This is a genomic window from Streptomyces sp. NPDC003720, from assembly GCF_042875075.1.
Taxonomy (GTDB): Bacteria; Actinomycetota; Actinomycetes; order Streptomycetales; family Streptomycetaceae; genus Streptomyces.
In genome coordinates, this window is the sequence record NZ_JBIANZ010000002.1 from 1 (window position 1) to 22,470 (window position 22,470).

The window sequence follows — 22,470 nt, forward strand, 5'->3', positions numbered from 1 at the left end:
CCTGGTTGAACTGCTCGTTCGACATGATCTGCAGGCCCGGACGGGCCAGCTCGGCGCGCATCAGCAGCGCCATCACGCCGCCGATCAGGAAGAACCCGAACGCGGTGACCAGGTAGAGCGTCCCGATCGTCTTGTGGTCGGTGGTCGTCAGCCACCGCACGGCCCTGATGTCTCTGATCCTCTTCACGTCCCGCCTGTGTCGGCGGGCGCCCCGTCGGTCACACTCGGACGGCGCGAGAAGGATCACGGAAGAGGGGTGTGACGATCCGGCCGGTGCCGGACAAGAACCGGACATGAGCAACGACGAGATCTTCGCCGCTGCCTATCGCGAGCACTACTGGGCGGTCAGCCGCTATGTCGCGAGGCGGCTGCGGGGGCGGGCCGACGAGGTGGAGGAAGTGGTGGCGGAGGTGTTCACGGTCGCCTGGCGCCGCCGGACCGACCTGCCCGCGACGCCGCTGCCCTGGCTGTACGGGGTGGCCCGGAACTGCCTGGCGAACGCGGTACGCGGCCAGGGGCGCCGGCGCCGGCTGGTGGACCGGATCGGCAACGACGAGGCCGCGCACGCCCGGCACGTCGCGGCCGGCCCCGACGCGGACGCCCCGGGCGCCTGGGTGCACGAGGCCCTGGACCGGCTGTCCCCGGCGGACCAGGAGGTGCTGCGCCTGGCGGCGTGGGAGGAGCTCGGCGCCGAGGAGATCGCGGTCGCCCTCGGCTGCGGCAGCCGGGCCGCCGCCATGCGGCTGCATCGGGCCAGGAACCGGCTGAGGGCCGAGATCGACCGGCTGCGGCCCCCGGTCGCGGCCGCGACCGCCCCAGCCGACGCGACCCCCCGCGAGGACGAACGACATGGCTGACGAACTCGAACTCCTGCGCCGCGCCGACCCGGTGCCGCACGACGGCCCCCGCTTCGCGGACGGCCCGCTGGACGAGCGCGCGGAGCAGGACCTCCAGCGGCTGCTGCGCGAACCCCGGCCAGGGCGCCGCGTCCGGCCGCTCCGGGCGCTGCCCGTCCGCGCCGGGCGAGCCCGGCTGGTCTGGGGACTCGCCGCCACCGTCGTCGTCCTGGGGATCGCCGTCAACGCCGTGCTCGGCGACCCGGGCGCCCCGCGGGCCGTGGCCGCGCCGCGGCCGCTGACGGTCCACTCCGGCGCCGCGCCCGTACCCCTGCGCGACATGGCCGCCCTGGCCGACGCGGCCGCGGCGGCGGGCTCCCCAACCCTGCGCAGGGGCACGCATGTGCAGACGTGGAGCCTCGGCATGAGCGACGGCGAGCCGCCCGTCACCCTCCCCGAGGAGCGGGTGGTGCGCTGGCGGGCGGACGCGAGCCGCACCGAACTGGTCGTGGCGACCGACCCGCGCCGGCCCGGCCGCCCCGTCGTCACCGACGAGGGCGACGAGCCGCACCTGGTGGCGGACGGCCAGGTGATCAGCCGGACCACGTACCCGCCGACGTGGAGCGACGCCCCGCCCGACGCGCCCCCGCCGCACGCCGCCGCGCGCCTGCGCGTCTACCTCACCGAGATCGCCCGGCCTCAGGCCGACCGCGGCACGGACGCGCTGACCACCGCCGAACTGCTCGACGCGGTCGCGGAACTGCTCGACCACTGGACCCTCGGCGCCCGCGAGTCGGCGGCCGTCGTGCGGCTGTTCGCGCAGACCGGGGGGCTCAGGCCGGCCGGCGAGGTGACCGACCGCCTCGGCCGCCCCGGACGCGCGTACGTCCACGACACCGAGGGCGTCCGGCGCATGCTGATCCTGGAACCGCGCACCGGGGCCGTCCTCGGCATGGAGGACACCTTCACCGAGGACGTCCCGGAGTACGGCGTGAAGGCCGGTGCGGTCATGGACTACAGCGCCTGGATGCGCTGACCGCGTCCCCGGCCCGCCCCCGCGGCGCAACGGTCGCCGGCGGCCCGCACCGCCCGGGTCACCGGAGCCGGATCCGCCGCCGGGTGCGGGCCGGGCGCGGCAGCGCGGGGCGGGGACCGGGGCGCACGGCCCGCAGGAGCGACCGGACGACGGCGGCGGACAGGTGAACACCCGCGGCGGACACCGGCGCCGACCGTCGCGGGCGGGCCCGCCCCAGTGCCGCCCGGGCCGAGAAGGTCCAGGTCAGCCGCGCGCCGACCTGGACCCTCGCGGTCTTCCTCCCTACTCGTCCCACGCCTGAATCAGAATCTGCTCGGCGATCTTGCCATCGCGCAGGGTGATCATCGACTCCGCGAGGACCCGGGTACCGTCGCCGTACTCGCAGGACTCGCAGTAGGCGGCGTGGTCGCCCTGGACGACGCACCGGTCCAGCCGGTGCGTCATGTCGCGGCTGTAGACGTCGTCGAGCATCGCCGCGATCTCGCCCCTGCCGCGCAGGATCTTGGGGTGGCTCGGCTGGGTGTTGCGGTCGATGATGCGGATCTGCGCGTCGTCCGCGTAGAGGGACAGCAGGGTGTTCCCCGTCGTCCCCTCTATGCCCCGGCGCAGTGTCTCGGTGTCGAAGCTGGAGCCTGTCGCGGTGCCCATGGTGTGACCTCCTTCAGGCGCCCGCGGCCCGGCGGAGAAGGGCGGCGCGAGCCCCATCTCCGAGGCTCCTCCGCCCCGGCGGGCTCGGCAAGCGCAGCGGGCCCGGTCCGCCTGACGAGTGAGCGCCGCCGCACACCCGTGTCCGGCCGGGGCCCGGCGCCGTTGCTGAGGACATGATCTCAACACGACGTATCGTCGCCGCCGTCGGTCTCGCCGCCGGGTTCGCGGGCCTCGCCGCGCCCATGGCCAGTGCGGCCGACAAGAGCGCCCCGGAGCGGATCAGCCCGCTGTCCGCGGTGGACTCGCTCGCCACCACCGGCATCCCCGACGACCAGCAGGGCCAGCTCCCGAAGGTCTCCGAGCAACTGGGCGGGCTGAACCAGCTCGGCTCGTCCGACGGACTGGGACAGCTGGGCCGGCTCACGGACCTGGTCGCCCCCGCGACCGGTCTGCTCCCCGGCCTCTAGGCCCGCCCCGCGGTCCGGGGGCGTCCCGCCGGGCGGCCCCGGACCGGCCCGGCGGACCGCCGGGCCGAAAGATCCACTCTTCCGGTCGTGGTCCGTGCCGCCACCCGAGGTTCGCGCGTAGGGTCGCACCGAACGCACTACGAGGAAGGGGCCGGACCATGGCGCAGGAAGTACGCGGCGTGATCGCACCGGGGAAGGACGAACCCGTACGGATCGAGACGATCGTGGTCCCGGACCCGGGGCCCGGCGAAGCCGTCGTACGCGTCCAGGCCTGCGGCGTCTGCCACACCGATATGCACTACAAACAGGGTGGCATTTCGGACGACTTCCCCTTCCTGCTCGGCCATGAGGCCGCCGGTGTCGTGGAGTCGGTCGGCGAGGGCGTCACGGACGTGGCCCCGGGCGACTTCGTCATTCTCAACTGGCGTGCCGTGTGCGGGAACTGCCGGGCCTGTCTGCGCGGCCGGCCCTGGTACTGCTTCAACACCCACAACGCCGAGCAGAAGATGACGCTGGCCGGCACCGGGCAGGAACTGTCGCCGGCGCTGGGCATCGGTGCGTTCGCCGAGAAGACCCTGGTCGCCGCCGGGCAGTGCACCAAGGTGGACCCGGCCGTCTCGCCGGCCGTCGCCGGACTGCTCGGCTGCGGTGTCATGGCCGGCATCGGCGCCGCGATCAACACCGGCAACGTGGGCCGCGGCGACTCCGTCGCCGTCATCGGCTGCGGCGGCGTCGGCGACGCGGCGATCGCCGGGTCGAACCTCGCCGGCGCGGTGCGGATCATCGCCGTCGACATCGACGACCGCAAGCTGGAGAAGGCCCGCACACTGGGCGCCACCCACACCGTCAACTCCAAGGAGAGCGACCCGGTCGAGGCGATCCGCGAGCTGACCGGGGGCTTCGGCGCCGACGTCGTGATCGAGGCGGTCGGCCGTCCCGAGACCTACCGGCAGGCCTTCTACGCCCGCGACCTGGCCGGCACCGTCGTCCTCGTCGGCGTGCCCACCCCGGAGATGAAGCTCGAACTGCCGCTGCTGGACGTCTTCGGCCGCGGCGGCTCCCTGAAGTCCTCCTGGTACGGCGACTGCCTGCCCTCCCGCGACTTCCCCATGCTCGTCGACCTGCACCTCCAGGGCCGGCTGCCGCTGGACGCGTTCGTCACCGAGACGATCCAACTCGACGAGGTGGAGCAGGCGTTCGAGCGCATGCACCACGGCGACGTGCTGCGCTCGGTGGTGGTCCTCTGATGACCGTGCGCATCGAACGCCTGGTGACCTCGGGCCAGTTCAGCCTCGACGGCGGCACCTGGGACGTCGAGAACAACGTGTGGATCGTCGGCGACGAGCGGGAGGTGATCGTCATCGACGCCGCCCACGACGCCGAGGCGATCGCCCGGGCCGTCGACGACCGGCGCCTGACCGCCATCGTGTGCACCCACGCCCACAACGACCACATCGACGCCGCCCCCGCGCTCGCCGAGCTGACCGGCGCCACCATCTGGCTGCACGCCGACGACATGCCGCTGTGGCGGCTCACCCACCCGGAGCGCGAGCCCGACCGGCACCTCGTCGACGGACAGGTCATCGAGACCGCGGGCGCCGATCTGACCGTCCTGCACACCCCCGGTCACGCGCCCGGCGCCGTCTGCCTGTACGACCCCGGACTCGGGGTCGTCTTCACCGGCGACACCCTCTTCCAGGGAGGTCCCGGCGCCACCGGGCGCTCGTACTCCCACTTCCCGACGATCATCGGCTCCATCCGGGACCGGCTCCTCACCCTCCCGCCGGAGACCAAGGTCCTCACCGGGCACGGCGAGTCCACGACCATCGGGGCCGAGGCGCCCCACCTGGAGGAGTGGATCAAGCGCGGCCACTGACGCCCCACCGCCGAGAGGTGGCGGAAAGGTGACAGGAGATGTCCGGCTTCCCGGTGAGAGTGGACGGCGACAGCAGTCGTACACGAACAGGAGGCCGGACATGTCAGGTCCGCTGCGGGGCAGGGTCGCACTGGTGGCAGGGGCGACCCGGGGCGCGGGACGGGGCATCGCCACGGAACTCGGCGCGGCCGGGGCGACCGTCTACGTCACCGGACGCAGCACCCGCGCCCGCCGCTCCGAGTACGACCGCCCCGAGACCATCGAGGACACCGCCGACCTGGTCACCGAGGCCGGCGGACACGGTGTCGCCGTGCCGGTCGACCACCTCGACCCGGCCGCGGTGCGGGCCCTGGTGGAACGCGTCGACCGCGAGCAGGGCCGCCTGGACCTGCTGGTGAACGACATCTGGGGCGGCGAGAAGCTCTTCGAGTGGAACACCCCGGTGTGGGAGCACGACCTGGACAACGGGCTCCGGCTGCTCCGCCTCGCCGTCGAGACGCACGCGATCACCAGCCACTTCGCGCTGCCGCTGCTGCTGCGCCGGCCCGGCGGCCTGGTGGTCGAGCTCACCGACGGCACCGCCGACTACAACCGCGAGACCTACCGCGTGAACCTCTTCTACGACCTCGCGAAGGCCTCCGTGCTGCGCATGGCCTTCGCCCTGGGCCACGAGCTGGGCCCGCGCGGCGCGAGCGCGGTGGCGCTCACCCCCGGCTGGATGCGCTCGGAGATCATGCTGGAGGCCTTTGGCGTGCGGGAGGAGAACTGGCGCGACGCCCTCGACCGCGAACCGCACTTCGCCATCTCCGAGACCCCGCGCTACACCGGCCGCGCCGTGGCCGCCCTGGCCGCCGACCCCGGGGTGTCCCGCTTCAACGGGCGGTCCCTGTCCAGCGGCGGGCTCGCCCGGGAGTACGGCTTCACCGACCTGGACGGCAGCCGGCCCGACGCCTGGCGGTACCTCGCCGAGGTGCAGGACCCGGGGCGGCCGGCCGACACCACCGGATACCGCTGATTCCGGGGGGCCGCCCCCGGCAGGGCCCGTGGCCCCTGGAACGCCGCTCCCCGAAGCCCCCCTGTTTCACCGTTTCGTCACAGCCTGGCCGGAACCACAACCCTCCGGCGTCCCGGCAGGTCTAGTAAACGGAAACCGCGGGAATCGCGATGGGAACCACCCGGGGACACTTCCGGGCGCAAGGGGACAAGGGGAAGAGGCCGACATGGGGGACATGCGCAGACGCGGTGTCGTCGCACTGGGCGTCACCGGGCTGGTGGCGCCGCTCACACTCGCCTTCACCGCGGCGCCGGCCCAGGCCGCGAGCTGCACCACACAGGCGGGGCCGTACCAGAAGCAGGTGGAGAAGTTCCTCGGCCGCCCGGTCGACGGCAAGCAGTCCACCACCGACTGCAAGGCCATACAGGCCTTCCAGAACAAGCACGGCATCACGCCCAACATCGGCTACGCCGGTCCCGTCACCTGGGGCGTGATGGATCTCATGAACAAGCAGAAGGCCGTCGGGAACAACCCGAACAAGGCCGGCAAGTGCCCGGTGAACAAGGGCCGGATCGCCTGCGTGAACCTCACGCTCCAGCTCAGCTGGATCCAGGACGGCAGCCGGCTGGTCTACGGGCCGGTGCCGGTGCGCACCGGCCGCAACGGCTACGAGACCCGCACCGGTCTGAAGAAGATCTACTGGCGGGACATCGACCACGTCTCCACCATCTACAACGTGTCGATGCCCTACAGCCAGTTCTTCGACGGCGGCCAGGCCTTCCACTCGGTGGGCCTGAGCATGTGGAACCCGCCCGGTTCGCACGGCTGCGTCAACATGACCACCGCCACCGCCAAGAAGTACTGGTCGCTGCTGAAGAACGGCGACGACGTCTACGTGTACGGCCGCAAGCCGGGCACCTGAGCCACCGGGGTGGGCGGCGCTGTGATCCCGATCACTGCGCCGCCGGCCGCGGGAGCACCGGGCCCGGTGGCCCGGCGCGGCAACTCGCGTGTCCGCCCCGCTCATTGACGTGATGAGTAACACGGTCCGATATGTCCACATCGAGGGTGCTTGCTCACAGCGCCTTCACGTCGAGCGGCATATGCTTCACAACATGTCCACCACTGTTGCAACCGCCTCCGAGCGATCGGCCGCGGAGGTCAACGAGGAGATCAGGGCCCTGTGGCGCCGGTCGGGCGGGACACTGACCACCGAGCAGCGCGCGGAGTACCAGCGCCTCGTGATGGAGTGGGCCCTGGCGGCCCCGCAGTCAGACCAGGCTGCCTGAACCGACCCGGCGGCCTCCCGGCCGTACCGCCAAGGGCACCCGTGAGCGTACGGGTGCCCTTCTCGTCGTACCTCCCGGAGCCGAGCGGCTCCCGTCCACCGCCCTCCGGTCAGCCCCACGTCGCCGAGTAGTGCCGCTGGTACGCCTTGCGGTCCTGCTCGGACCGGATGTACCGGGTCGCGACGAGGGCGATCACGCTGCCCGCGACGACCAGCAGCCCGGGTCCGACGTTCCGGGTGTCCGTGATCCGCGCCAGCAGGGTCCGGCCCTCGGAGCCGCCCGTGACCGGCGCCGAGGAACCCGGTGAGGCGGCACTCGGCGCGGCACCGCCCCCCGCGGCCGGGGCGGACGGAGCGGGGGAGGCCGCCGCGCCCTGGCCGCCGGCGGTGTTCCCCGCAGAGACCAGGAGCTTGACGTTCAGCGCGGTCAGCGCCCTGGTCACGGGCTGGAAGAAGGTCGTACCGCCCGTGGTGCAGTCGCCGCTGCCGCCCGAGGTGACGCCCAGCGCGACGCCCTCGGAGAACATCGGACCGCCGCTGTCGCCGGGCTCGGCGCACACATCGGTCTCGATGAGCCCGGTGACGGTGCCCTCCGGGTAGTTCACGGTCGCGTTCAGGGCGGTCACCTGGCCGTCGTGCAGCCCGCTGGTGCTGCCGCTGCGGAACACCCGCTGGCCCACCGACGGATCGGCCGCCCCGGTGATCCGCACACCCTTGCCGCCGCCGACCGCGACCACGTCCGCACCGGGACCGGCCCGGCCGGAGTCGTACTGGACGAGCGAGAAGTCACTGCCGGGGAAGTCGCTGCTCACCGTGCTGCCCAGGCGCCGGTCGCCCTGGTCGTCGGCGAACCAGGTGGACCCGGAGGGCCCGCAGTGGCCGGCGGTGAGGATGTAGTCGCGCCGCCCGTCGGTGACGTTGAACCCCGCCGAGCAGCGGCCGCCCGTGGACAGGATCGGCTGCGCCCCGTTCAGCCGCGCGGTGAAGGCGCCCGGGGTGCGCTCCATGTGCACGAAGCCCCCGATCCCGGCGGCCACCCGGCTCATCCGGGACCAGTCGCCCGCCGACACCGTGCGGTCGGCCCGCACCACGACCCGGTTGGTGCGGTAGTCCACCGCCCACGCGGTGCCGCTGACCCGGGGCGCCGAACGCAGCGTGCCGGTGGCCGACCTGAGCTCGTCCATGCTGTGCCGCACGACCTTCGCCTCGGCCCCGGCCCCGCGCACCGTCCGCGCCGCGTCCGCGTCGGTCACCGCCACGACCGGGCGGCCGTCGGGGCCGATCCAGTTCCCCGCGGTCCGCGCCGTGCCGAGCCGCGCCACCAGCGCGGCCCCGGGGTCACCGGCCGTGCCCGTGGCGGCGAGCGGACGGACGGACGCCGGGGGAGTCTCGCTCGCCATGGCGGCCTGTGCGACCATCGCGCCTCCCAGCAGGAGTCCGCCGACCGCCGCCAGCCGTGTCACCCGCCTCACGACCCGTCGTCGTGCGTGCCTCATGCATGGCTCCCGAACACCGGACGCGCGATGCCCGTACCGGCACCGCGAGGGCCCCGACCGGCGTGGGGCGCCCGGCGTTCAGTACGCGGCCCGGCCCGGCGGCGTTCACCGGCGGCGGCGATCCACCCGGTCCGGGCCCGCTCAGCCCTTGCGCGCCACCCCGCCGAACATGGCCACCTCCTCCGGCTCCGGGCCGGCGTCGTCGTCCGGGCGCCAGCGCGAGCACGACACCACGCCCGGCTCCAGCAGCTCCAGACCGTCGAAGAACCGGACCACGTCCTCCGGCCTGCGCTGGGTCAGCTTCGGAGTGCCGTGCTCGTTCCAGAACCTGACGGCCTCGTCCACGTCCGGCATCGCCGGGCTGGTGACGGTGTGCGACAGCACCAGGTGGCTGCCGGCCGGCAGCCGGTCGGTCAACTGCCGCACCAGGCCGTACGGGTCCTCCTCGTCGCCGATGAAGATGACCACGCCGAGCAGCATCAGCGCCACCGGCTTGCTGAAGTCCAGCGTTTTGGAGGCGTGTTCGAGGATCGCGTCGACATTGCGCAGATCCTCGTCCAGGTAGTCGGTGCGGCCCTCCGGCGTGCTGGTGAGCAGCGCCCGGGCGTGCGCGAGCACCAGGGGATCGTTGTCGACGTACACGATCCGCGCGTCCGGCGCGATCCGCTGGGCGACCTCGTGCGTGTTGTCGGCGGTGGGCAGCCCGGTGCCGATGTCCAGGAACTGCCGGATGCCCGCCGCGCCGACCAGGTGCCGTACCGCCCGGCCCAGGAACAGCCGGTCGGCGCGCGCGTAGTCGCCGATGCCCGGGTGGAGCCCGCGGATCTGGTCGCCGGCCGCGCGGTCGACCTCGTAGTTGTCCTTGCCGCCGAGCCAGTAGTTCCAGATCCGGGCCGTGTGCGGCTGTCCCGTGTTGATGCGGGCGCGCAGCGACACGGCCACGTCGTTGGTGGCTGCCGGGTTGTCGGTCACGTGGGTCAGCTCCTGGTCGCCTGATGAATGAGGTGCACCGGTCAAGACGCAATCTAGACGCCCGAGTTGGCCCACGCGGCGACACCCGGGTATTCCGCGGGGCCCCGCACCGGGGCGGCCGCCCGCGCTCCCCGCACCACGCGCCCCACCTGTCCGGCCTGCCCCGTTTCCGCACCGACCGCGGCCGCCTATGTTGAGCCCCATGACCAGCATCCCGCACGGCACACCAGGCGAACCCGACCCGCTGCGCGCCCTCGGCCTCGAACGGCTGCGCCGTCGTACGAGCATGAAGTGGCGCACCTACCCGGAGGACGTGCTGCCGCTGTGGGTGGCGGAGATGGACGTTCCGCTCGCCGGGCCCGTGGTGCGCGCCCTCACCGACGCGCTCGCCCTGGGGGACACCGGCTACCCCGTGGGCACCGCCTACGCCGAGGCGCTGGCCCGCTTCGCCGCCGAGCGCTGGAACTGGGACGGCATCGACGTCGGGCGCACCGCGATCGTCCCGGACGTGATGCTCGGCGTGGTCGAGATGCTGAAGCTGGTCACCGGCCCCGGTGATCCGGTCGTCGTCAACTCGCCGGTGTACCCGCCGTTCTACCAGTTCGTCACCCACCTGGACCGCCGCGTGGTCGAGTCCCCGCTGGGCCCCGGCGGGCGCATCGACATCGACCGGCTGGAGCGGACGTTCCGGGCGGCGGCCGCGGGCGGCGGCCGGTCCGCGTTCCTGCTGTGCAGCCCGCACAACCCCACCGGCACGGTGCACACGGCCGCCGAGCTCGCCGCCGTCGCGGACCTCGCCGAGCGGTACGGGGTCCGGGTCGTCGCGGACGAGATCCACGCGCCGCTCGTCGCCCCCGGCGCCACCTTCGTGCCGTACCTGAGCGTGCCCGGCGCCGAGCGCGGCCTGGCGCTGATGTCCGCGTCCAAGGGCTGGAACCTGGCCGGTCTGAAGGCCGCGCTCGCCCTCGCCGGACCCGGCGCCGCCGGGGACCTGGCGAGCATGCCCGAGGAGGTGAGCCACGGCCCCAGCCACCTCGGCGTGATCGCCCACACCGCCGCGCTCGACGAGGGCGGCGCCTGGCTCGACGCCCTGCTCACCGGGCTCGACGGCAACCGGCGGCTGCTCGCCGGACTGCTGGCCGAACACCTCCCGGCGATCCGCTACGACCCGGCCGAGGCGACCTATCTGGCCTGGCTCGACTGCCGTGCCCTCGGCCTCGGCGACGACCCCGCCGCGGTGTTCCTGGAGCGCGGCCGGGTCGCGCTCAGCTCCGGCCTGCCGTTCGGCACCGGCGGCGCGGGGCACGCCCGGCTCAACCTGGCGACCTCGCCGGAGATCCTCACCGAGGGGGTGCGCCGGATGGCCGCCGCCGCGGCCTGAGGCCACCGGCCGGACGCACATGTGCCCGAACGGCCCGTGGGCTCCTAGACTGCCGGGCATGGACGACTCACGGACGGACCGCCTCGCCGCCGGCAAGTACCTGCTGGTCACCAGCTACCGCAAGGACGGCACCCCGGTCGCCACCCCCGTATGGGTGGTCCGGGACGGGGACGGCCTCGGCGTGTGGACGACCGCCGACAGCTGGAAGGTCAAGCGGATCCGCCGGCGCGCCGACGTCCTCGTGGGTCCCTGCGACGTGCGGGGCCGTCCCACCGGCGGGCAGGTCCCGGCCACCGCCGAGATCACCGACGCGGCCACCACCGCCCGCTACCGCGCCCTCATCGCGCGCAAGTACGGCATCGTCGGCCGGCTCACCCTGCTGGGCAGCCGGCTGCGGCGCGGCACGGACGGCACGGTCGGCATCCGGGTGACCTTCGGGTGACCCTCGGGTCCTGAGCGGGCCGCCGTCCCCGGCTGCCGGGGCGGCCGTCCCGCGGACGCGGGGAAGCCGCCGGGGCGTCAGCTCCAGGCGCGGTAGGGCTCGTCGACCAACTGGAAGACCGGCTCGCCGCGCACCGGGTCCTTGGCCGTGGACAGCCGCACCCGGTCCCCGCTGTGTATGCCGATCGGCGGGCCCATGACCCGGCCCCGTACGACGAACCCCTCGCTCATCTCGATCAGCGACACGTTGCGCGCCGCGGGGGTGTTCCGGTGCACCACCGTGGAGTGGCGCACCGTGCCGGTGCCCTCGCTGCGCTCGGTGCGCAGTTCGCTGCCCTGGCACACCGGACACAGCAGCCGGTGGTACATCGCGGTGCCGCACCAGGTGCAGCGCTGGAAGGTGATGGCGTCCTTGGAGTCCGCGGCGACGGGTTCGAGGAGGCCCGTCGCGGAGCCGGCCACCGGAATGGAGGTGCTTGCTGAGTGGTGGTACACGCTGGTCAACTCCCTGCGCTCGGCCGGAATCCCGCATGCCCGGCCTGAGCCGCGCACGTCTGCGCACGGCCGCGGTGCCACCGTGCACGCCCACAGGCTATGGCACTCAGTGTCACTCGTAAAGGCACTCCGTACCCCGAATCTGTAAAGGTCCGGTGTGCCGCGGCGGTGCGCCCCGGAGGGTCAGGCGCGTCCGGCCAGCGCCTCGAACTCCTGCACGACGCGCCACAGCGGGGCGGCCCGGCGGGCCACCAGCACCACCACGTCGTCGGGCCGTTCGCCGCCCGGCAGCCCGGCGGGGCCGACCCGCACCGGCTCGGCGAACGCGGCCTGCACATGGCCGAGGGCGTGGTCCACCTCGGCGCCCGCGTCGCCCCTGCCGTCCGAACGCAGCCAGGAGCGCAGGGCGTTGTTGTGCGCGGCGACCACGGCGGCCGCGACCACGTCGGCGTGCAGCGTGCCGTCCGGCCGCCCGGCGAAACGGCGCCGCAGGTACTCGGCGAGCGCGCGCTCGTAGCGCCACACCACCGACAGCTCGTAGGCGCGCAGCCCGGGCACCTGCTTGGTGAGCCGGTAGCGCTGCACGGAGAAGGTCGGGTTCTCCGCGTACATCCCGAGCACCAGGCGGGCCGCGTCGCACACCCGCCGCACCGGTTCCGCGTCGGCCGCGCTCGCGGCGAGGAACGCGGTCATGTCGGCCAGGCAGCGCTCGTGGTCGGGGAAGACCACGTCCTCCTTGGACGGGAAGTAGCGGAAGAACGAACGCCGGCCGACCCCGGCCAGCGCCACGATGTCGTCCACGGTGGTCTGTTCGTACCCGCGTTCCAGGAAGAGCTGGAAGGCCGCCGCGACCAGGGCGTCCCGCATCGGCGGCTTCGCGGCCGGCGCCGCGCTGCTGGAACTCATGAACGGGAACGTAGCACCAGAATCCGATCGGTGACACTCAGTGCAGTCGAGAGCCCCGAATGAGGGAACTGAGTGCTGTACAGGACCGGTCAGGACAAGGCGTAACCTTTCCGCAGCCGCCGCCGGCCCCCGTCGCACGTCCCGTTCCGCCAGGAGACCTCATGCCCGCCGCCCGCCCCCGCATCCTCTACGTCACCGATCTGGCGTACCCGGCCCGCGGGCGCCGCTACTGCGACGAGGACATCCTCCTCACCTCCCGGCTGCGCGAGCACTTCGACCTCGCCCTGTGCCACCCGCTGGACGCGGCGGCGCTCATGGACGGCCACGACGCCGTCGTCGTCCGCAACAGCGGGCCCGTCCTCGGCTACCAGAGGGAGTACGAGGCCTTCCGCGAGCGGGCCCTGAACACCGGCGCCCGGGTCTACAACCCGCTCACCGGCAAGGCGGACATGAGGGGCAAGCAGTACCTGCTCGACCTGAGCGCCGCCGGCTTCCCGGTCATCCCGACGGTCGACCGCGTCGCGGACCTGCACCGGCTGCCCGCCGCCGAACGCTACGTCGTCAAGCCCAAGCTCGGCGCGGACTCCCTGGGCCTCAGGACCCTGCCCGCCGGCCGGCTGACCGGACTCGCCGACGGCACGGTCCTCATCCAGCCCTGCGTCGACTTCGCCTACGAGGTGTCCTTCTACTTCGTGGACGACGACTTCCAGTACGCCCTCTACGCCCCCGACCCGGAGCGCCGCTGGGAGCTCGTCCCGTACCAGGCCACCGCCGCCGACCTGGAGTTCGCCCGGCGCTTCATCGACTGGAACGGACTCGGCCACGGCATCCAGCGCGTCGACGCCTGCCGCGCGCCGGACGGCGAGCTGCTGCTGGTCGAACTGGAGGACCTCAACCCCTACCTGTCCCTGGACGCGCTTCCCGAGGAGGCCCGGGACGCCTTCGTCGGCGCGCTGACCTCGTCCCTGGGCCGGTTCGTCCAGCAGGCGCCCGTCCCGGCCTGAACGGGGCCGCCGCCTCCGCCGTATCTCACGCCGGGGGGACGTGCGTACGCACGGGACGGAAGGAGAGCCGAGGTGCCGACACCGCCCGACCCTGAACCGCCGCACGGGGGACCGCCCCTGGAGCCGGTCCGCGTACTGCGCCCGCGCCGCTTCGACGCCCTCGCCGAACTGATGCGGGAGCTGCACCCGGAGCCGGGTCCGGGCGGGCCGGGACAGGGCGGCCCGCGGCGGAACGCGCCCGGGCCGGCGCCCACCGGGCAGGCGGGGTACGAGTCCTTCGGGACGGCGTCCGGGCCGGGCCGCACCGCGTCCGGGCCACCCCGCGCCGCCGAGGAGGAGACCCAGGAACTGCCGCCCGTCCCGGCCGCCCCGCGGCCCGCAGGCCCCGGCGCCGGACAGCGCCGTGCCGCCGTCGCCCTGGCGGTCGGCGCGGCCGCGCTCGCCGGCTTCGGCTGCGCCCTGCTGCTCCCCGCCCACCATGGGGCCACCGCGGCCCCGCGGCCCTCCCACCCCGCCGTGTCGGCCCCGCCCTCCCCGGCACCGGACGCCCCAGGGGACAGGTCCGCGACCGACCCGGACGGCCCCGGCACCCTCCGGCAGGGCGACACCGGCCCCGAGGTCACCGCACTGCAGCAGCGTCTGCTGCGCGTCCCCGACGTCTACCGCGACGGCTCGGCCAGCGGCACCTACGACGCCGTGCTCACCGCGGCCGTGGCCCGGTTCCAGCTCTGGTACGGCATCAGGGGCGACGAGACCGGCGTGTACGGCGACGACACCCGCCGGGCGCTGGAGTCCCGGACGGCCGCCGGCGGCTGAACCGGCCGCGCCGGGCCCGCTCGCGCCCGCCCGTGGTTCGGCCCCGGGCGCCCGGGGCACTCTCACCGCACCCCTGGCCTGCGGCGGGCGTCCGCGACGGGGGAGGGCAGGGCGACGACGCGGACGAGAGCTGGATGGCATGACGGACGTGAAGGGCTTCTTCCGGCGGCTGGACCCGGACCTGTGCGTGGTGACGGCCGCGGCGGGCGGCGAGCGGGCCGGCTGTCTGGTCGGCTTCGCCTCGCAGTGCTCCATGCGGCCGCAGCGGTTCGCGGTGTGGCTGTCCAAGGCCAACCGCACCTACCGGGTCGCCCGCGCCGCCCGCTGCCTCGCCGTGCACCTGCTCACCCGCGACCAGCGGGAGCTCCTGGAGATCTTCGGCGGCGAGACCGGAGACGAGGTCGACAAGTTCGCCCGGGTGCCCTGGCGGGAGGGGCCCGACGGCGCCGTGCTGCTGCGGGACGCGGCGGCCTGGCTCACCGGCACCGTCCTGCACCGCACCGACGGCGGCGACCACGTCGGCTTCGTCCTCGATCCCGTGCACGGGGGCGAGGGCCCCGGCGGGCCTCTGCTCCGGCTGTCCGACGCCAAACGCGTCGAGCCGGGGCACCCGGCGGGCTGAACCGTCGGCACGCCGGGACGGCCGGTGACGACGAAGCCCGCTACTCCTCCCGCGGCATCCGGATGTCCAGCACGCACACGTCGTCCCGCCGCTCGCCCGGCAGCATCGCGGCGAGCAGCGCCTCCAGCGACCCGCCGGCCCCGCGCTCGTGCGCGAGCACCGCCTCGGCCATCCGGGCGAGGCCCGCGTCGATCCCCTCGCCGGGGCGCTCCACCAGGCCGTCGGTGTACAGCAGCAGGCGGTCCCCGGGCTCCAGGCGGATCCGGGCCGACTCGTAGACGGGGGACGTGCTCGCACCGAGCAGCATGCCGCGGGGGCGGTCGAGGTAGCGGATCTCGCCGTCCCGCACGAGCAGCGGAGGCGGATGGCCGGCCTGGGTCCAGGACAGCACCCTGCTCGCCCGGTCGTACCGGGCGAGCACCATGGTGGCCGTGTTCCGGGTGTCCCGGGACTGCAGCAGGAGCTGGTTCAGCCGCGCGAGCGCCCCGGTCAGCGAGGAGCCCGTGCTGACCATGCCCTTGGCGGTGAACCGGAGCTGGGCCATCGTCGCCACCGCGCCGACGCCGTGACCGGCCACGTCGCCGACCACGAACAGCGCGGCGTCCTCGGGCAGTTCTATGGCGCTGAACCAGTCACCGCCGACGTGGACGCCGGACTGGGCGGGCAGGTAGGCGACCTCTATGCGCAGTCCGGCCAGCCGGACCGGCTTGCTGGGCAGCGGCAGCAGCGCGTGCTGCAGCCGGGTGGCCAGCGCCCGTTCGGCCTGCAGGACCCCGCGCTGCAGCAGCATCGCGCGTTCGCTCTCGGCGAGTGCGAGTTCGGCGCTGCGCTGCGCGGTGAGGTCCTGGACGAAGCCGTGCACCTCGGCGAGGGTGCCGTCCGGTTCCGTCACGGCCTCCGCGACCATCCGCAGGTGCCGCACGCCGAGCGGGCCCTGGATGCGGAACGGCACGTCGAACGGCTCGGCCCGTCCGGTGAGTCCGGTGATCGCCTGCCGCAGGACGGTCGCGTCCTCGGGCAGCGCGAGGCCGGGCAGCCCCTCCAGCGCGACCGGTCCGCGCACCCGGTCCCGGCCGAGCACGGCGAAGGTCTGCGCGGACCAGGCGGTCTCCCCGGTCACCAGGTTCCAGCTCGCCCAGCCGAGGTTGCCGAGCCGCTGGACGTCCGACAGCCGCTGCTCCTGGAGCTCCGCGGGGTCGTGCCGCAGCCAGGACACCAGGAGCCCGTCGCCGAGCGGCGCCGCCCGTACCGAGTAGGTGCCGGTCACGGGCATCGCGTCGGTGATGTCCTGGTAGGCGAACGGCTCGCTCTCGAACGCGACCCCGGTGGCGAGGGCGTCCAGGTAGCCGCGCCACAGCGGCTCGCCGGCGACGGACGGGTAGCTCTCCAGGATGTGCCTGCCGACCAGGTCCCGGCCCGTCCGGCCGAACACGTCGACCGCGCCGGGGGTGGCCGCGTCGATCCGGTAGTCCTCCACCTCGCCGGACGCGGCGCGCAGCGGGGTCAGCAGGATCACCGCCCCGGGCAGGGCGTCCAGCACCGTCTGCACGGTCCGGGCGGCGTCGTCGGGGCGTCCCGGCGGGGCGTCGAAGACCCGCAGCCGGCCCGCGCACAGCCGGGCCACGGCCCGGAGCAGTTCGCGCTCACCCGCCTCGAAGGGGCCGTCGTGCCGGCGCAGCACGCCGAGGGCGACGCCGGCCGTCTCCCCGCCCGGCACCGGCAGCCAGGCCCGCGACGGCCAGCGCTCCGGCGGGTCGCCGATCAGCAGGTACCGCTTGCGGTCCGCGACCGGATCCTCCAGCCAGCACGGCTCGCCGGACCGCAGGGCGTCGAGCGGGGCGAGTCCGGACACGGGCGGTACGTGGTGCCACTGCGTGGCGAGGGTCGGCTCGATGCCCGCGTGACCTAGCAGTTCGAGTCCGTCCTCGGGCAGCCGCGCGTAGAGCAGCACCGCGTCGGCGCCCGCCTCCTGCGCCAGGTGCTCCAGCAGGCACGCGGCCAGCTCCTGCGGCGAGCCGACCTGGACCAGGGCCCGGCCGACGCGGGCCAGCACGTCGGCGAAGTCGCCGGTGCCGGCGGCCGGGGGGTCCCAGCGGCCGGCGGCCGGGGGCCGGCCCGCGCCCGGGGCGGCCCGCTCGGCCGGCAGCAGGGCGCCCAGGGTGATCCAGCACTCCTCGAGCAGCGTGCGGCCGCCGGCCTTGGCGCCGTGCAGCAGCTTGTCGTGGGCGGCGTCGGGGGAGCAGCCGGTCGACGCCATCAGGGCGCCTGTGGCCCGCTCCAGCAGGGCCGACGTCGCGGCCTGGTCCCGCAGCCGCTCCAGTTCGGCGCGCTGCCGGGCCACGACTCTGGCCAGCGCCGCCACATCGGCGCGCGGGCCGGGGTCCACGGGGGGCACGGGCTCGCTCGTCACGCGTTGAGCATCGCACATCCGGGCCCGTTCGATCACTCGTCTGCCGTACCCGTTTTCCCGCTCGCCGGGGTGGACGTACCAGCCCGAACCGGGCGGTCCGGCGGAGCCGGGACGGTGCGCCGGGCGGCACCCGGTCAGCGGCCGGTGCCGCGTCCGGCCAGTGCCTCGCTGACCGCGCGGACACTGCGCGCGATGTGCTGGAGCTGCAGGACCTCGGCGGCGTACAGCTTGATCGTGTGCTCGATGACCGATTCCGGCAGACCGAGGACGGGCAGTTCGGCCCGGGCCGTCTGCAGCGCGGTCCGCGCCACCCGGATCTCCTGCTGCACCTGGATCTGCGCGTGCCGGGCGAGCAGGACGGGATGCCGGATCATCGCCGGGTAGCTGCCGTAGCGCGCCGGGATCAGCTCGCGCAGCCACCTGGCCGCCGAGCGTTCCCAGTCGTAGGTGCCCGGCGTCTTGACCTGACAGGGCCAGTCGGGGCTGATGCGCGTGGTGGTCAGGGGCATGGGTCTTCGCTTCCGGAGTGCGGCGTCTTGAGGGTGGTCCGCCGGTTGGGGCGGCCCCGGCCTAGGGGATGGCCGGGGCCGCCACGCGGCGCGCCGCCTGGGCGGTGCGCCACCGGACATCCCGGGCGCCGACGTGGGTAGGGAACGGCGGCTTGGGATGCCCGAGCGGGAGCCCCGGACGACGGGAACCGGCGCGGCGGGCGGACTTGCATGCGCATGCGGTACGTCGTCCTTCTCGGGGCGGTGCCGCGGGCGGTGGGCCCGCGGGGGCGAGACCGTCCCGGAGTGCGCCGGGTGCGATCCGTGAGCAGTATTTATATATGCCGTCGGCTTGGCAAGACGTATGAAAACATTCATGCGCGGTATGCGGTGAATGATCCCCTGCGGCGAAGGATTTCCTGGCCGCCGGGCTGCGGCGGGAAGAACCGGCGCGAAGTGTGCCGCGTGGCCGCAGGTTTCAGTCCTTCAGGAAGAAGTGGTGCTGATCGGCGCCCTGTTCGTACTTCTCCAGCCGGGCCTGGGTGCGCTCGGGGTCGGCGTCGGTCATGGCCTGCAGGATCGCCGAGGCCAGCACGCCGGGCGCCGCGTAGGAGTCGAACACCAGGCGGGAGCCGGTGCCGGTCGCGAAGACGATGTCGGCCTCCTCGGCCAGCGGCCCCAGCGCCAGGTCGGTGATCAGCGCGACCTTCAGCCCCGCCTCCCGGGCCACCCGGAGCGCGGTGAGGGTCTCCTGCGCGTGCCGCGGCATGGAGAAGGCCAGCACCCAGGCCCCGCCCGCCTCGCGGGCCTGCAGCAGGGTGTCGTAGGCCACGCTGCCGCCGCGCGTCACCAGCCGCACGTCCGGATGGATGCGGCGGGCCGCGTAGCCGAAGTACTCGGCCAGCGACACCGAGATGCGCAGGCCGAGGACGGTCAGCGGGGTGGACCGGGACAGCTCCCGGCCGACGCGGATCACCCGGTCGGGGTCGGCGACGTCGCGGCGCAGGTTCTCCAGGTTCTGGATCTCGGCGTCCACGGCGGCCTGCAGCTCGTTGGCCCGGTTCTCCTCGCCGGGTCCGCCGGCCAGGCTGCTCAGCGCGATCGACTGGAGCTTCTCCCGCAGCGCCGGGTAGCCGCTGAACCCGACGGCCGCGGCGAAGCGGGTGACCGAGGGCTGGCTGACGCCGACCCGGTCCGCCAGCTCGGTGATCGACAGGAACGCGGCCTCGGTGATGTGCTCGATCAGGTACTGGGCGACCCGGCGCTGCCCGGGCGAGAGCTGCGGGCCGTCGAAGAGTTCCCTGAGCTGGGAGGTCGGTGCCGCCTCGGCCTCCGGCACGGCCTTGCCCGAGGTGATCGCTGATGCCTGGGCGCGTGCCTGCTGCGGCGAGGGCACCGGTCCGCCTCCATTGTCTCCCACGACCACTCAACATAGCTCACCGGCAGTCATGAGCAGGGGGTTTACGGGGCGGCCGACTCACCGCCGGTACAGGGTGACCGAGTGCCCTACCTCGCCGACCGGGTGGCTCGAGGCGATCAGTTCCGCCAGCCCGCCGCGCGCCTTGGCGGCCGCCGAGTCGGACACGGCCAGCAGCCCGTGCACCCGCTCCGGCGCCACCCCGCGCGGATCACGGGCGTCGATCCCGTAGTACGACGGCACCCCGCTGCCCTTGTAGACCAGCCACACCCGCTCGCCCGGGTACCGCTCCCGCAGCCGGTCGGCGAGCCGGCCCAGGTCCTGGCCCCAGTCCACGTTGGAGTCGTGCAGCAGCCGGTGCGTGTGCGCCGGGCCGCCGAACGCCTCGTTGGCGTACGGCAGGTAGTACGGGAAGGTCCGCAGCGAACTCACCGCCACCAGCAGCACCAGCAGCCCCACCGGCACCCGCGTGCGGTGCCGGCGCACCGTGAGCACGCACGCCCCCGCCACCGCGAGGAACACCGGCACGAACACCGCGTACCGGGTGCCGAGGTCGCGTGCGCCCGTCATCGCCGCCGCCAGCAGGACCCCGGGCGGCAGCAGCAGGTACGGCGCCACGGGCCGCAGCCGCCGCAACCCCACGGCCAGGACGGCGCCGGCCGCGCCCAGCGCCAGCAGCCCGAGCGGCGTCTTCACCAGCAGCGCGGCCGGCAGGTAGTACCAGCGCGCCCCCGTGTACAGGTGCCCGAACAGGAAGCCCTGCCAGTGCTGGTTCTCGAACCCGAACTGCACCCGCATCCCCGCCCGGTACGCGGGCGGCAGCGGCAGCAGCTCCGTGACCCGCCCGCGCAGCCCGTGCACGGCAGGCACCGGCGCGGCGGGGTCGAACCGCAGCCGCGGATCGACCGCCAGGTACGCCGCCCAGACCACGGCGACCGCCGCCCCCGCGACGACCGCCGCGGCCGCCGCCGCCCGCGGCAGCCGCCCGCGACGGTCCGCGCCCCACACCGACAGCACCGCCAGCAGCATCACCACCGGGACGGCCGGCAGCGCGCTCATCTTGGTCGCCACCGCCGCCCCCAGTGCCACGCCGGACAACGGCAGACACAGCCGGGGCCGCAGGCGCGCCCGCCACACCAGCCACGCCGACGTCAGTACGAACCCCGCCGCCGGCACGTCCAGCGTGGCCAGCGAGCCGTGCGCGATCACATCGGGGGAGAAGGCGTACAGCGCCAGGCCCGCCAAGCCGCCCCCGTCGCCCGCCAGGTCCCGCGCGAACGCGAACACCACCAGGCCGAACAGCAGGGTCAGGACGATCACCGGCAGCCGCGCCCACCGCATCAGCCGCCAGGGGTCGTTGCCCGACTCGTACAGCAGGTGCCGGCCCACCTCGCCCTGGGTGCCGGAGTACGCGGCGTCGTAGCGCGGGTCCGCCACCGCCACCCCGGCCGCGATCAGCAGCTTGCCGAGCGGCGGGTGCTCGGGGTTGTAGCGCACCCGGTGCTCGTGCAGGTAGTCGGTGGCCGTGGCCACGTACACGGGCTCGTCGACGGTGGGCGTCTGCTGGACGGCCGTGGTGACCATCGCGGCCGCCATCTGGGCCAGCAGCAGCGCCGCGAGCAGCGGCACCAGCCATCGCCGGTGCCGCGAGAGTCCGGCCAGGCCGCCCGGCCGCGCCGGGGCCGGCCCGGGGCCGCCGTCGCCGGGGACCTCCAGGGCCGGGCCCGCACCGCCCGTGCGGGCGCCCTGCTGCTCGCGCGCCGTCATCCGCACCGCTCCCGCCACCGGGACGCCACCGCTGCCCGAGCCGCACCGGCCGACCCTCCGCCCCGCACACCGGTACGGCCCGCGGCCTGCTGGGGTTCAACCGCCCCGGCCGCGAATGTCCAACCGCCACGGCGCCAGTGTCCAACCGCCACGGCTGCCGGGGTCGAAACGTTCACGCAGGCCGGAGCCGAATCGCCACCCCGTCGGAGCCGTACCGCCACGCCCGCCGAGTCCAACCGCCACGGCCACTGGAGTCGAACCGCCACGGCCGCCGGGATTCCACCGCCACGCCCGTCGAAGTGGGTCCGCCACTGCCAACGGAGCCCCACCACCGCGCCCGCCCGCGGCACCGGGCTAAGGCGTGGGCACCGCGTCGGCCGGTACCAGCAGGTCCGCCCGGTCCCGCGTCGTCGCGATCAGGTCGGCGTTGCGCTGGTCCGTGCCCAGCACCCAGGCGACCGCCGCCGCGCGCTCCTTGCCGAACTGCACGTGCCGGTCGACCAGCCGCCGGATCCGCTCCTCCTCGTCGACCTCGCAGAACCACACCTCGTCCAGGCACAGCCGCACCCGCGCCCACGAACCCTCGTCCAGCAGAAGGTAGTTGCCCTCCGTCACCACCAGCCGCGCGCTCGGCGGCACCGGGATCGAGCCCGCGACCGGCTGCTCCAGCACCCGCTCGAACCCGGGCGCGTACACCACCTCGCCGGTCTCCTCGCGCAGCCGCCGCAGCAGGGCCGCGTACCCGGCCGCGTCGAACGTGTCCGGCGCGCCCTTGCGGTCCCGGCGGCCCAGCCGGTCCAGTTCCGCGTCGGCCAGATGGAAGCCGTCCATCGGGACGTGCGCCCCCCAGGGCGGCCCGCCCGCGTTCAGGGCCCGCACCAGGTGCTCGGCCAGCGTCGTCTTGCCGGCGCCCGGGCCGCCCGTGACACCGAGGACGGCGCGCCGCCCCTCACGGGTGAGGGTGCGGGCGCGGACGAGGAGGTCGTCGAAGGTCAGCGGCACACCACAGAGTGTGTCACCCGCGGCCCGGCCGGTGAGACCCCGGTGAGAAGGTGCGAAAGTATCGGCCGTGTGGTGCGCGACACCCACTGGACCGCGCCTCTTGGGGAA

General features: G+C 74.3%; 23 protein-coding genes and 1 pseudogene. 13 read left to right on the forward strand and 11 right to left on the reverse strand.

Annotated elements, in window-relative coordinates; genetic code table 11:
• A pseudogene (locus ACFYU0_RS05435) lies at positions 1-187 on the reverse strand (cytochrome ubiquinol oxidase subunit I); the annotation flags it as partial.
• A gap of 106 nt (positions 188-293) precedes the next feature.
• Here ACFYU0_RS05435 and ACFYU0_RS05440 point away from each other — a divergent pair.
• Together ACFYU0_RS05440 and ACFYU0_RS05445 are read left to right on the forward strand one after the other, a co-directional pair.
• Positions 294-857 carry an RNA polymerase sigma factor gene (locus ACFYU0_RS05440; RefSeq protein ID WP_389298008.1) on the forward strand — a complete coding sequence of 188 codons (564 nt, stop codon included), beginning with the start codon at positions 294-296 and terminating at the stop codon, positions 855-857.
• Positions 850-1,872 (forward strand): CU044_5270 family protein, encoded by a 1,023-nt coding sequence (locus tag ACFYU0_RS05445; protein WP_389298010.1) that lies wholly within the window; start codon positions 850-852, stop codon positions 1,870-1,872. The genes ACFYU0_RS05440 and ACFYU0_RS05445 overlap by 8 nt, the downstream gene beginning before the upstream one ends.
• A 282-nt stretch (positions 1,873-2,154) precedes the next feature.
• Here the strand turns inward: ACFYU0_RS05445 and ACFYU0_RS05450 are convergent, their stop codons facing one another.
• Positions 2,155-2,520, reverse strand: a complete 366-nt coding sequence (locus ACFYU0_RS05450; protein WP_389298011.1) for a nuclear transport factor 2 family protein — start codon at positions 2,518-2,520, stop codon at positions 2,155-2,157.
• A 173-nt stretch (positions 2,521-2,693) separates the two neighbouring features.
• On the opposite strand from ACFYU0_RS05450, the gene ACFYU0_RS05455 reads away from it, so the two are divergent.
• The 6 genes from ACFYU0_RS05455 to ACFYU0_RS05480 all read left to right on the forward strand — a co-directional run bounded on the left by ACFYU0_RS05455 (position 2,694) and on the right by ACFYU0_RS05480 (position 7,146).
• On the forward strand, positions 2,694-2,987 hold the full coding sequence (locus ACFYU0_RS05455) for a hypothetical protein (RefSeq protein WP_351673224.1): 294 nt from the start codon (positions 2,694-2,696) through the stop codon (positions 2,985-2,987).
• Between the two features lie 158 nt (positions 2,988-3,145).
• Positions 3,146-4,234, forward strand: coding sequence for an S-(hydroxymethyl)mycothiol dehydrogenase (locus ACFYU0_RS05460; RefSeq protein ID WP_389298013.1), 1,089 nt, complete (start codon positions 3,146-3,148; stop codon positions 4,232-4,234).
• Positions 4,234-4,863, forward strand: coding sequence for an MBL fold metallo-hydrolase (locus tag ACFYU0_RS05465; protein ID WP_389298015.1), 630 nt, complete (start codon positions 4,234-4,236; stop codon positions 4,861-4,863). Before ACFYU0_RS05460 ends, ACFYU0_RS05465 begins: the two co-directional genes overlap by 1 nt.
• A gap of 100 nt (positions 4,864-4,963) precedes the next feature.
• Positions 4,964-5,878 carry an SDR family oxidoreductase gene (locus tag ACFYU0_RS05470; RefSeq protein ID WP_389298016.1) on the forward strand — a complete coding sequence of 305 codons (915 nt, stop codon included), beginning with the start codon at positions 4,964-4,966 and terminating at the stop codon, positions 5,876-5,878.
• A gap of 205 nt (positions 5,879-6,083) precedes the next feature.
• Positions 6,084-6,779 carry a L,D-transpeptidase gene (locus tag ACFYU0_RS05475; protein ID WP_351673216.1) on the forward strand — a complete coding sequence of 232 codons (696 nt, stop codon included), beginning with the start codon at positions 6,084-6,086 and terminating at the stop codon, positions 6,777-6,779.
• Positions 6,780-6,960: 181 nt separating this feature from the next.
• Positions 6,961-7,146, forward strand: coding sequence for a hypothetical protein (locus ACFYU0_RS05480; protein ID WP_351673214.1), 186 nt, complete (start codon positions 6,961-6,963; stop codon positions 7,144-7,146).
• Positions 7,147-7,255: 109 nt separating this feature from the next.
• Here the strand turns inward: ACFYU0_RS05480 and ACFYU0_RS05485 are convergent, their stop codons facing one another.
• Together ACFYU0_RS05485 and ACFYU0_RS05490 are read right to left on the reverse strand one after the other, a co-directional pair.
• A complete protein-coding gene (locus ACFYU0_RS05485) occupies positions 7,256-8,641 on the reverse strand; it encodes a S1 family peptidase (RefSeq protein WP_389298018.1) in 1,386 nt (461 codons plus the stop codon).
• Between the two features lie 141 nt (positions 8,642-8,782).
• Positions 8,783-9,613 (reverse strand): SAM-dependent methyltransferase, encoded by an 831-nt coding sequence (locus ACFYU0_RS05490; protein ID WP_351673211.1) that lies wholly within the window; start codon positions 9,611-9,613, stop codon positions 8,783-8,785.
• 202 nt (positions 9,614-9,815) lie between these two features.
• Here ACFYU0_RS05490 and ACFYU0_RS05495 point away from each other — a divergent pair, with 202 nt between their 5' ends.
• Both ACFYU0_RS05495 and ACFYU0_RS05500 read left to right on the forward strand, forming a co-directional pair.
• The gene (locus ACFYU0_RS05495) at positions 9,816-10,994 is read left to right on the forward strand and encodes an aminotransferase class I/II-fold pyridoxal phosphate-dependent enzyme (RefSeq protein WP_351673209.1); all 1,179 of its coding nucleotides are present in this window, start codon (positions 9,816-9,818) and stop codon (positions 10,992-10,994) included.
• Positions 10,995-11,052: 58 nt separating this feature from the next.
• A complete protein-coding gene (locus ACFYU0_RS05500; protein WP_351673207.1) occupies positions 11,053-11,436 on the forward strand; it encodes a PPOX class F420-dependent oxidoreductase in 384 nt (127 codons plus the stop codon).
• A 77-nt stretch (positions 11,437-11,513) separates the two neighbouring features.
• Here the strand turns inward: ACFYU0_RS05500 and ACFYU0_RS05505 are convergent, their stop codons facing one another.
• On the reverse strand, positions 11,514-11,930 hold the full coding sequence (locus ACFYU0_RS05505; RefSeq protein WP_351673205.1) for a zinc ribbon domain-containing protein: 417 nt from the start codon (positions 11,928-11,930) through the stop codon (positions 11,514-11,516).
• Between the two features lie 183 nt (positions 11,931-12,113).
• Entirely contained in the window at positions 12,114-12,836 is a 723-nt protein-coding gene (locus ACFYU0_RS05510) for a TetR family transcriptional regulator (RefSeq protein WP_389298022.1), read from the reverse strand.
• A gap of 161 nt (positions 12,837-12,997) precedes the next feature.
• On the opposite strand from ACFYU0_RS05510, the gene ACFYU0_RS05515 reads away from it, so the two are divergent.
• From ACFYU0_RS05515 to ACFYU0_RS05525, 3 genes are all read left to right on the forward strand, one after another.
• Complete coding sequence (locus ACFYU0_RS05515; RefSeq protein WP_389298024.1) at positions 12,998-13,840, forward strand: hypothetical protein; 843 nt, start codon at positions 12,998-13,000, stop codon at positions 13,838-13,840.
• A gap of 72 nt (positions 13,841-13,912) precedes the next feature.
• Complete coding sequence (locus ACFYU0_RS05520) at positions 13,913-14,656, forward strand: peptidoglycan-binding protein (protein WP_389298025.1); 744 nt, start codon at positions 13,913-13,915, stop codon at positions 14,654-14,656.
• 139 nt (positions 14,657-14,795) lie between these two features.
• Entirely contained in the window at positions 14,796-15,278 is a 483-nt protein-coding gene (locus ACFYU0_RS05525) for a flavin reductase family protein (RefSeq protein WP_389298027.1), read from the forward strand.
• A gap of 40 nt (positions 15,279-15,318) precedes the next feature.
• On the opposite strand, the gene ACFYU0_RS05530 is transcribed toward ACFYU0_RS05525, so the two are convergent.
• From ACFYU0_RS05530 to ACFYU0_RS05550, 5 genes are all read right to left on the reverse strand, one after another.
• Positions 15,319-17,706, reverse strand: a complete 2,388-nt coding sequence (locus tag ACFYU0_RS05530) for a SpoIIE family protein phosphatase (RefSeq protein ID WP_389298882.1) — start codon at positions 17,704-17,706, stop codon at positions 15,319-15,321.
• A gap of 116 nt (positions 17,707-17,822) precedes the next feature.
• Positions 17,823-18,197, reverse strand: a complete 375-nt coding sequence (locus ACFYU0_RS05535) for a hypothetical protein (RefSeq protein WP_351673195.1) — start codon at positions 18,195-18,197, stop codon at positions 17,823-17,825.
• A gap of 457 nt (positions 18,198-18,654) precedes the next feature.
• On the reverse strand, positions 18,655-19,572 hold the full coding sequence (locus ACFYU0_RS05540; RefSeq protein WP_351673238.1) for a MurR/RpiR family transcriptional regulator: 918 nt from the start codon (positions 19,570-19,572) through the stop codon (positions 18,655-18,657).
• Positions 19,573-19,653: 81 nt separating this feature from the next.
• Entirely contained in the window at positions 19,654-21,360 is a 1,707-nt protein-coding gene (locus tag ACFYU0_RS05545) for an ArnT family glycosyltransferase (protein ID WP_389298029.1), read from the reverse strand.
• A gap of 354 nt (positions 21,361-21,714) precedes the next feature.
• Positions 21,715-22,362 (reverse strand): nucleoside/nucleotide kinase family protein, encoded by a 648-nt coding sequence (locus ACFYU0_RS05550; RefSeq protein WP_389298031.1) that lies wholly within the window; start codon positions 22,360-22,362, stop codon positions 21,715-21,717.
• Positions 22,363-22,470: the final 108 nt, after the last annotated feature.